Origin of the sequence: Nocardia vaccinii NBRC 15922 (assembly GCF_001613305.1) — a bacterium.
Classification (GTDB): Bacteria; Actinomycetota; Actinomycetes; order Mycobacteriales; family Mycobacteriaceae; genus Nocardia; species Nocardia vaccinii.
This window is the reverse complement of record NZ_BDCC01000068.1, coordinates 1-9,966: the sequence shown is the minus strand read 5'-3', so window position 1 is coordinate 9,966 and position 9,966 is coordinate 1. Positions and strand designations below refer to the sequence as shown.

General features: G+C 61.9%; 8 protein-coding genes. 7 read left to right on the top strand and 1 reads right to left on the bottom strand.

Translation table 11 applies throughout. The features are described from left to right. Nucleotides 1–91 precede the first annotated feature (91 nt). The 7 genes from NV1_RS35055 to NV1_RS42770 all read left to right on the top strand — a co-directional run bounded on the left by NV1_RS35055 (nucleotide 92) and on the right by NV1_RS42770 (nucleotide 9,042). Nucleotides 92–1,174 carry a cupin domain-containing protein gene (locus tag NV1_RS35055; protein WP_218027302.1) on the top strand — a complete coding sequence of 361 codons (1,083 nt, stop codon included), beginning with the start codon at nucleotides 92–94 and terminating at the stop codon, nucleotides 1,172–1,174. Between the two features lie 80 nt (nucleotides 1,175–1,254). Further along, the gene (locus tag NV1_RS35050; RefSeq protein WP_067901667.1) at nucleotides 1,255–3,078 is read left to right on the top strand and encodes a pyridoxal phosphate-dependent decarboxylase family protein; all 1,824 of its coding nucleotides are present in this window, start codon (nucleotides 1,255–1,257) and stop codon (nucleotides 3,076–3,078) included. 83 nt (nucleotides 3,079–3,161) lie between these two features. Then, entirely contained in the window at nucleotides 3,162–3,905 is a 744-nt protein-coding gene (locus NV1_RS35045) for a methyltransferase domain-containing protein (RefSeq protein WP_084526238.1), read from the top strand. Nucleotides 3,906–4,308: 403 nt separating this feature from the next. Beyond that, entirely contained in the window at nucleotides 4,309–5,028 is a 720-nt protein-coding gene (locus NV1_RS35040; protein WP_157117567.1) for a class I SAM-dependent methyltransferase, read from the top strand. A 140-nt stretch (nucleotides 5,029–5,168) separates the two neighbouring features. Continuing rightward, on the top strand, nucleotides 5,169–6,794 hold the full coding sequence (locus NV1_RS35035; RefSeq protein ID WP_084526236.1) for a thiamine pyrophosphate-binding protein: 1,626 nt from the start codon (nucleotides 5,169–5,171) through the stop codon (nucleotides 6,792–6,794). Nucleotides 6,795–6,833: 39 nt separating this feature from the next. After that, nucleotides 6,834–8,399: a tryptophan halogenase family protein gene (locus NV1_RS35030; RefSeq protein WP_218027301.1), complete on the top strand. Its 1,566-nt coding sequence runs from the start codon at nucleotides 6,834–6,836 to the stop codon at nucleotides 8,397–8,399. A 22-nt stretch (nucleotides 8,400–8,421) separates the two neighbouring features. Further along, complete coding sequence (locus tag NV1_RS42770; protein ID WP_084526234.1) at nucleotides 8,422–9,042, top strand: flavin reductase family protein; 621 nt, start codon at nucleotides 8,422–8,424, stop codon at nucleotides 9,040–9,042. A gap of 55 nt (nucleotides 9,043–9,097) precedes the next feature. Here NV1_RS42770 and NV1_RS35020 read toward each other — a convergent pair. Continuing rightward, on the bottom strand, nucleotides 9,098–9,966 hold an 869-nt coding region (locus NV1_RS35020), incomplete at its 5' end, for an IS256 family transposase (RefSeq protein WP_218027300.1).

Below are 9,966 nucleotides of genomic sequence, written 5' to 3'. Positions count from 1 at the left end.
GAAGTTGCTTGCCGCTCTCCAACGGAACGCTCAACGTACCACTCCCTGATTCCCCTCTGTCCCATTCGCATTCACAAGAAGGTGAACACACGTGACCGAACAACTCTCCATCGATGAACCGCAGTTGGACACCGCGGTCCTGACCGTCTCACGCAACGACATCCGACAGATTTCCTCCGTCATGGTCGAGGGCAAAGCCCACAATCTCGGAGAACAGCGGGACTTCCGGCGGAACGACCTTCTGGCCAACTTTCTCCCAGAAACCGGCCGCCTTTCAGTCGCCTGGGTGCGCCTTGCCGACGGTGAGCAACTGGACGTCCACCAACATCCGATCAAGTCGATGATCCTTGTCTGCAAGGGTTCGGCCCGACTCCTCGGTGACAGGGAGCAAGAGCTGAGCGAGGGGGACACCGTCGCTGTTCGCCCAGGCGGGCGGCACGGCTTCGTGACCCGGCCGGGTGAAGAGTTCTGCGGGCTCTCGGTGCAATTCGAGGGAAGCGGGCTCTACGAGAACGAACGTGCACCACGAGTAACGTTCAGCGAGGACCCCGCGGCACTGGCCGAACTGGAAGAATACAACGCCGAGCGGCTGCGCAAATTCAGCGAGCATCACTTCTTCGACCTGTTCGACAGCGGTCGTGTGGGAAGAGACCGCGAGCTGCGCGACCGCTTCGTATCCGCTCTCTACGTCTGGTCCGGGTACTTCCAGCGCATGCTCTATGCGCGGCAGGCGGTCTGCGCCGATCCACTATTGCGTGAGGTGTACGCAGGCCATCTGCGAGAGGAGTTCGGACACGACCTCCTACTCAAGGAACGTCACGGCGTCAGCGACACGGTTTACGACCCCATTCTGGAAGCCGTCGGCAACTGGTTCGTGATGCAAATGCACGGATCAGACGAGGCGTCGAAGATCGTAATCGTTCACATGGCCGTCGAGACGTGCTGTCAGGTGTTCGGCGAACGCACCGGCGTGGCCTTCCCCGAGGAAGAAACAGCCGACACCTCTTACTTCGATCTCCATTCCGAAGTGGACGAGGATCACCGGGAACTGGGCCGTGACTACCTCAGGGGACTATCTGCCGCGCAATTCCCGCATCTTATGCAGGTCTGTACCCAAGCATGGGACCAGATCGACCTGCTCTTCGAACGTATCTCCGCTCACATGGTGCGCTGACGGGACAATGCTGGAAAGGAGGGCCAATGCGGCACACGCACTTGGGTAGGGGATTATTTCCACATCCGGAGAACCGTGACATGTTCACGAAACTGCTGCGGCAAATCATCGACGACTACTATCGGTGGCACACGCAGTGTGCGGAAGCTGCCGCACCGACTCTTGTCGACCCCACGCATGAGACCGTAGCGCATTACACCGCGGGGCCGGCGGGGGATATGGATGGCGTCGCAAGCCTGGTGTGCGAGTTGTCCGGGCGACTTGCGCGCCAGGCGACGCCCTTCCCCTCACCGTTGTATCTGGCCCACATGACGACGGACATCCCCGTAGCGGCAAGTCTCGCTTACCTCTGCGCGATGCTCTACAACCCCAACAACGTCACACCGGAGACCGCCCCGGTGACCACCGAGCTGGAACACGAGGTCTCCGAAGACCTCTGCCGCCTGGTCGGCTACCAACCCGACACTGGGTGGGCGCACCTGTCATCAGGAGGCAGCACGGCCAACTTCGAAGCCATGTGGATCGCCCGCAACCTGCGTAGCGTGCCCTCCGCAGCCGCGGCCCACCCCGCCGCGGTCGACCTCGTCTCCGATCGCTCCCCCTTGGTGCTCGCCAACATGCCAGTGCCCCAAGTGTTGGATCTCGTCGAGGCGCTGTCCGCGCGCGGGCTTCTCCCCGAGGTGGGGCGGCTGGCCGCCGAGCAGCGGCGGGAGGAGCGCACATCAGGCAAGCTGCTCCTCGCACGCAGTGCGCACTACACGTGGGACAAGTGCGCCGACCTGCTCGGGTTGGGCCCCGCCGATGTGGAGGAGATGGAACTGACGCCGATGCACAGGCTGGACGTGCAGGCACTCGGCCGGCGAGTTCGCGCCCTGTTGGCGAATGGGCAGCCGATCCTGGCCGTGGTGGCGATGTGCGGCAGCAGCGGAGAAGGTGCAGTCGACGACCTCGACGCCATCCTGCGGTTGCGGGCCGATTGTGAGCGGCGTTTCGGCGCATCGTTCTACGTTCACGTCGATGCCGCTTTCGGCGGATACTGCCGCAGTCTATGGCTGCAACCCGACGGCACGATGGCTCCTTTCGAGGACCGACCGTTGGATGGAAGCGGCGCCCACATGAAACCAGAGGTCCACGCCGCTTTCTGTGCGCTGCCCCTCGCCGATTCGGTCACTGTGGACCCCCACAAGAGCGGCCACAGCCCCTATCCGGCAGGCAGCCTGGTGTTTCGTGACAGACGAGCCATCTCCCTCGTGGCCCGGGAGTCGATGTACTTCGGTCACGGGAACGGCAATCGAATCCCCTTCGGTCCACACACGCTCGAAGGTGGTCGCCCTGGGGCGGCGGCGGCCGCCGTATGGGCTGCGCACCGACAGATTGGGCTACATTCCCAGGGCTACGGCCGATTGCTGGGCGGCTGCATCGCAACGGCTCAGAAACTGCACAAGCGGTTTTCCGTGGCTCGGCAGACAGAGCCAACCGCAAGCTGCGACGTGGATTCCGCGGTCGTCAGCTGCTTCGCCCCGGACCTAAACATCCTCAATCTGTCCATCAGATCGCGGGAAGGCGAATGCGGGCGCGTCCCCAGCGGCGCTCTCGGCCGCGTGGCACTCGACTCAATCCTTGCCGAGGCCGCTAGTGAACCGCTGACCAGCCTCTACGTGTCAGGAAACACCCTCACCGGCCGTCTACTGCCCGGAGGGGTGGAGCAGGTGCTGCGGTTGTGCACGATGAAAGAGCTTGGGCCGGTGGCCTTGGACGTCGTTGAGCGACAGCTGCGGGCTGCCGTTTCCCGGTCCGTGGCCAAGATGGGCACCGATGGTGTCGCCGCCCGGCCGGTCTCCGTTCCTGAGTACCACCAGATCGCGGTAGAGCTCGGCCGCGACCCAGCGAAGGAGTGGAAGTGACCGCTGCACACACTGACAACAGTGACAGGCCGTCAGAAGTCAGCTGGGACCCGAAGTTGTACCTGCGTTTCCCGGAACACAGGATGCGCCCGGCGCTCGAGCTGCTGGGCCGCGTTACGTTCGACGTGCCTCCCGCGGTCGTGTATGACCTCGGGTGTGGCCCAGGGACGCTCACACGCGTGTTGACCGAACGCTTCTCCGACGCAGAAGTTCACGGCATCGACAGTTCCCCGGAGATGTTGCGGACCGCGGCCGAGGTCGCGCCCGCGGCGCATCTGCACCGGGCGGAGATCAGCTCTTGGCGCCCACAGCACCGTCCCGATCTGGTGTTTGCCAATTCGCTGTTCCACCTGGTCCCCAACCACGGCGACATCCTGCGGCGCATGGTCCGCGACCTCGCTCCCCGCGGCGTACTGGCGGCGCAGATGCCGATGTTCCACCATACGCCGTGGTCCCGGCTGATGACGGAAACGCTGGAGGACGGTGGGCCGGGCGGTACGCCGTTGGGCGACCCCGGTCTACGTCGGTCGCTGCGCCACCGGCACACGTTGGATGCGGTGGGCTACTACGACCTGCTAGCCGGACCGAACGCGGAAGTGGACATCTGGAGCACGGAGTATCTACACATCTTGGACGGTCCCGATCCGGTGTGGGTTTGGGTCGAGGCCGCTGGGCTGCGGCCCGTCATCGACGGGCTGACCTCTGCCGAGTTCGATGCGTTCCGTCGGTCCTACCTGGAACGGCTACGCGCGGCTTACCCGCCCCTGCCGGACGGTCGCACTCTCTTTCCGTTCCAGCGGCTCTTCCTTGTCGTTCACCGCCCGTGAGCCCCGATCCGCGCGCATCCAAGTAGCCCGGACACCATGAAGGAAGTGCATGACGTAACCGGGCGACAAGCTCGCGGTAGCCAACCGGTGGAAGTCCGATCCGGGGAAATGCCAGGGTCCGCGGCTGACGCCAGCGAATCCCTGACGCAGTCACCCACGAACCGTCGCCGGGTGCACTACGCCCATCTACACGGTACCGGCCGCATTGCCACCCATTCCGACACGGGCTGAACAATCACTATCCCGCCGAACATCGCAGCAACGGCCCGCTTAGTAAAAAAGGATTATGCCCAAACGCGCAAAGCAGTAGTAAGTCTTCGCCAGCGCGATACGCGATTTTCAGATATCTGATACTGTCAGCTGTATCACGGGCGGTGCCGCGAGCATGCCCAGAAGGACTGATATGAACGCACTGCCGATTTGGCCTACATCGAAGCTCGACCGAATACTGGTGACGCCGCGGACCTATGAAGAATATCTATCCATATTCGGATTGAGTGAATCCGATCTCTCGTCGGGCCCGATTCTGGATTGCCCGGGTGGTGCCAGCAATTTCGGTCTCACTGTCAGGTCGTCGGGTGGCGTGTGTGTCAGCGTGGATTCACTCTATGACCTTATGCCGACCGATTTCGCAGAGCTTTTCGATGCCGAGTGGACCAGAATGCGCGCATGGGTTTCCGTGCAACCGGATCGTTTCCAGATTCTGCAGAACGGTGGGTCCGACCACTGGGAACGCTGGAGTCTCGGAGCCAGGCAGTTCCTGGCCGATTATGAAAAGTCGGCGTCGGCGGGCCGGGGGAACTATGTTGCCGCGACTCTGCCGAAGTTACCTTTCGAAGACGGATCGTTTTCGCTGGCCCTCTCCGGTTTTCTACTTTTCACCTATGCCGACCGATTCGACTTCGACTTCCACATCGCAGCCGTGACCGAGCTTCTTCGGGTTTGTCGTGGGGAAGTCCGGTTGCATCCGCTGAACGAGGTCACGGGGCGAGGCTACCTGCATCTGAACAGGTTGATCACACACTTCCGGGAATCTGGCTTCGATATTCGGATGCAGCGGGTGCGCTCGGATATCGATGAACGCGATGACCGCACACTTGTCTTGACCGTCGGTCATCGCTGATGGATGAATTTCGGGCTTAGTCGGCGGATCGCCAGTCAGTAACTTGCTTGACGTAAATCAGCCCCTTTTCGCGGGCTACATGAGTCGAGCGCCGAAATTCTGGTTGTTCTCATCATTCGCGTACTGCACGAGGAGACTGTATGAAGATTCGGGAGTCATTGGCCGATGCCGTTGTCGGCGAAGGTGTCGATACTGTATTCGCGTTGATGGGCGGCGCAAATCGGAATCTGATGTGCGACTTGGAACAGCGTAATGCGACAGTAATCCAAGGCCGGCACGAAGCCGCTGTAGTGAGCATGGCCGATGGCTATGCCCGTTTCAGCGGTCGGATCGGGGTTGCGACGGTGACGGCGGGGCCGGGGGTCACGAATACGGCGACTGCGCTGGCGGTTGCCCGGTCTCATCGCTCACCTGTGCTGATGCTCGCGGGAGGTGTTCCCTTGCAGGACACCGGCAATCCTCAGTACATCGACCAGTTGGCCTTCGGTCGGATCGTGGCCGGTCGCGCCGGGGAAGTGGTGCACCCGGACGTATGGCCTGCCGAGTGGGCGAGGGCGGTTACGGTGCTGCGGGACGGACTGCCGTATCTGCTCAGCCTGCCGGTCGACGTTCAGGACTCGTCAGGACGAGCTCCTGTCTCCTCAGAGAAGGGTTGCGCGGCGTCGGGTGAGGCTGTCGGCGACGTCACCGCCGCCGCTGGGTTGCTGGCCGAAGCAGCACAGGTCGGTATTGTTGCCGGCGCCGGGGCGGTGGCGGCGCGAGATGAGCTGCGAGCGCTGGCGGATCGCCTTGGTGCGGTGTTGACCACCACTGTGCGGACCGCCGGACTGTTCGTGGGGCATCCGATGGACGCCGGCGTGGTCAGTGCATTGGGTGATGGACGTGCGCTGCGAGCACTCGCACGATGTGACGTAATCCTTGCGGTTGGAACCAGCTTGCATCGTTTGGCAGTTCCGGGTTTGCCGGAGCATATCCGGATCATCCGCATCGACACAGATGCTGTGACAGTAGCGTCGGCTTCCCGGACGTCCGCGGCTATCGAGATGACCGCGATTCGCGCGACTACTCTGCTGAATGAATCGCTCAGTAGCCTTCCAGCCCGTGAGACGTCGGCTGCGGTCCGTCGGATCGTCAGTCGGCAGCATCGAATCGACGATCGACCGTGGCTCGACGGGGAAGACTCAGTCGATCCTCGCCATGCGCTTGCTGATCTGGCGGCGTTCTTGCCGGACCCACGTGGCGTGGTTATCGGGGGCGGCCACTGCTCGATGACCGCATGCCAAATGATCGCACCGACGCGGCACGACGAGTGGACGTGCGTTTCGGTCGATTTCGGTGCGATCGGTCAGTCGCTGCCCGTTGCTATGGGCGCCTGCTTCGCCCGACCTGACTTGCGGATCTTCCTGATCACCGGAGACGGCGACTTGATGATGAGTTTGGCCGAGCTCGATACAGCTGTTCGCTATGGGCTCGATCTTACGGTGATCGTGCTCAACGACAGTGGTTTCGGCCATGAGCGGCACGACCTGCGGGAACATCGCCAACCAACAGACTTTGCGGACTATGGTTCCCCGGATTTCGTGTCAATCGCCTCTGCTCTCGGGGCGCGCGGGTACCGCATCGAAGGTCCGAACCAATTGCCCGAGCTGAAACGGGCTTTGAGCCCGTCCCGCGGTGTGGTCCTAGTTGATATCCGGACTACGTCCGACTATCTGAACCCTGCAGCGTCGGTGCTGGCCGGGTCGTGGGCGGCAAAGCTTCCGTGAATAAACGAACAGTCTGAAATACGAAAGAAAGGGATTCTTGTGGACGTCGTGCAGAAGGTTATCATCGCGGGTGGTGGAACGTCGGGCTGGATGACAGCTTGTTATCTCAAGGCTGCGTTCGGCGATGCTGTAGATGTGACTCTGGTGGAATCGGATGATGTGCCCACGATCGGCGTCGGTGAGGCCACATTTAGTACGATTCGACATTTCTTCGAATATCTCGGTTTGAACGAGACCGAGTGGATGCCGGCATGTAATGCAACATACAAGCTGGCAATTCGATTCGAGAATTGGCTAGAGCCGGGCCATAATTTCTATCATCCATTCGAACGGCTTCGAGTGGCGGACGGCTTCCCGATCACCGATTGGTGGTTGCAGACGAAGCCCGGCGGTCGTTTCGACCGGGATTGCTTCGTGGTCTCAGCGTTGTGCGATGCCAGTCGGTCCCCGCGGTATCTCGACAACACGTTGTTCGAGCAGGACTTCGTCGAAGGTGGGGTCGAGCGAATGTATCGAACCACTTTGACCGAGCAAAATTCCCAGTTCCCATACGCCTATCATTTCGACGCGACGATGCTGGCGCGTTATCTCACCGAGTACGGCACCGCACGTGGTGTCCGACACATCCTCGATGACGTGGTGCATGTCGAGGTCGATGAACGCGGCTGGATCGATCGGCTGGTGACCAAGAATCATGGCGACCTCGGCGGCGATCTGTACGTGGACTGCACCGGATTTCGGTCGTTGCTGTTGAACGACGCTCTTAGCGAACCGTTCGTGTCGTATCAGGACACCCTGCCCAATGACCGTGCCGTAGCTCTGCGAGTGCCGGTCGATGCACGCACCCGCGGTATCCGGCCGTACACCACCGCCACCGCCCAAAATGCCGGCTGGATCTGGACTATTCCGCTATTCGACAGGATCGGCACAGGGTACGTCTACGCCTCGGACTACTGCTCACCTGAGGAAGCCGAGCAGGGACTGCGAGATTTTGTCGGCCCGGAAGCGGAAGGTCTCGAAGCCAATCATATTCGCATGCGCATCGGACGTAGCCGTCAATCGTGGGTACACAACTGTGTTGCGATCGGGCTCTCCAGTGGATTTGTCGAGCCACTGGAGTCAACAGGGATCTTCTTCATCCACAATGCCGTCGAGCAGTTGGTCAAGCACTTTCCCACCGCAGGGTACGACGAGAGGCTCCGCGATTCGTACAACCGGCAGATCGCCGGCGTGATGGATGGCGTGCGCGAATTTCTCGTATTGCACTATTACGGCGCAAAACGTCAGGACAATCAGTACTGGAAGGACACCAAGACCAGACCTCTTCCCGACGGACTCGCCGAGCGCATCGCAACCTGGCAGGTGAAACTTCCGGACACGGATTCGATCTTCCCGCATTACCACGGGTTCGAGCCGTACTCGTATGCGGCGATGATCCTCGGTCTCGGAGGTCTTCCGGTACAAGCCTCGCCGGCTTTGCGGTTGATGGACGACACTGCGGCCGCACGAGAACTTCGAATGATCGCCAATCAAACCGAGAACTTGGCCACGAAACTACCGAGTCATTACGAATATTTCGCCGGTCTTCGCGGGTTACCGCAATGACAAGGAAAGGTTGCGTGTTGCGATGACCGATAGAGTGATCGCCCCTCCCGCAATTGACTCGTCTGAGTTCCGGTCCTTCATGGCGACCTTTCCCAGTGGTGTCGCGGTGGTAACTGTCAATGACGTGGACCGAAGGCCGTGGGGGATGACCTGCTCGTCAGTATGCAGCGTCACGGTTGATCCGCCGACGCTGTTGATCTGTCTGCGGCGTGAAAGCCCGACGTTGGCAGCAATTTCGAGTTCGTCCTGCTTTGCGTTGAACTTGCTGAATGAGCGCGGCTCGGCGGTAGCCGAACTGTTCTCCTCCGGCGTCCACGATCGGTTCGACCGAGTGCGATGGGAAAGCGACGGACGTACCGCCGGGCCGCATCTGATCGCCGACGCCCACGCGGTCGCGGACTGCCGGGTGAGCAAGACGTTCCCAGTATCAGACCACGTCGTTGTTTTCGGTGAGGTCGTCCGGGTGCACAGGCTCGCTGAAACCACGCCCACCCCGCTGCTATACGGCCTGCGCCGCTACGCACCCTGGCCGAATGCGGGTTGTCCTCCGGCAACAAGAACTCCGAGCAGCCCACAGAGTTGGACATCCTCCGTCGGCTCATTGATCGACGACGACAGCACCGTGTCGAATGGGGATCGGTGACGTCCGGAGTTCGGTGTAAATCGGTGGGCGCAGGTCCCGGCTTCGTTGGGTGATGTTACGCGGTGGCGCCGACAGTTTCGGCGGTCTCGTCGGCGGTGTGGCGGGGTCGTAGTTGGCGGGGTGGTTCGAGCAGGCTGCGGCGCAGGTCCTGCAGCAGGCGCAGACCGGCGGGAGTCATGGCGAAGCCACGCCAGCCGCGTGAGGCGCGGTCGAGCACGGCCCACACGATGCTGATACAACTGGTTTCGCCGGGGAACCGGCCGATAACTTTTGCGCGCCTGCGTGTTTCACCGAAGGTCCGCTCGATGAAGTTCGAATGCCGGATCGGGTTATGGTGCTCGGCGGGGAACCGCAGATATGCGGTCAACCCCTCGCGGTCGGTGACCAGGATCTTCATAGCGGCGGGATAGGCTCGGGCATACCGCTTTTCGAACGCGACCAGACGCTTGTCGACCAGTTCGACCAGCTTCGGGCCGGGCTCGACGGTGAGGTTTTCGGTGTCGAAGCAGGCCCAGTAGCCGTCACGGATCTCGGCCTGCATCCCGGCCGGAATCTTCGCGACCACGTTGCGGAGCCGGTGAATCAGACACCGTTGACGGAGCGCGGCGGGGAAGATCTGCTCGATCGCGGCGATCAAGCCGCGGGCGCCGTCGGAGACGACCAGCAACGGGCACCGCAGACCACGATCGCGCAGGTCGGTCAGGAAACCGGCCCAGGCGTCGGTGGATTCCCCCGAACCGGGGGCCAGGCCCACGAACACCGGTTTGCCGGTGGTGGTGATGCCCCATGCGGCCAGCACCGGCTCGGCTGGTGAGCCTGGGTGCATGCGGAAGAACGAGGCATCCAGGAACTGAGGTTCCCCCGCTTTCTCGGAGGGCTCCGAGTGTGGTCCGATCGTCACAGTCGGCGGATTCGCGCAGTGCC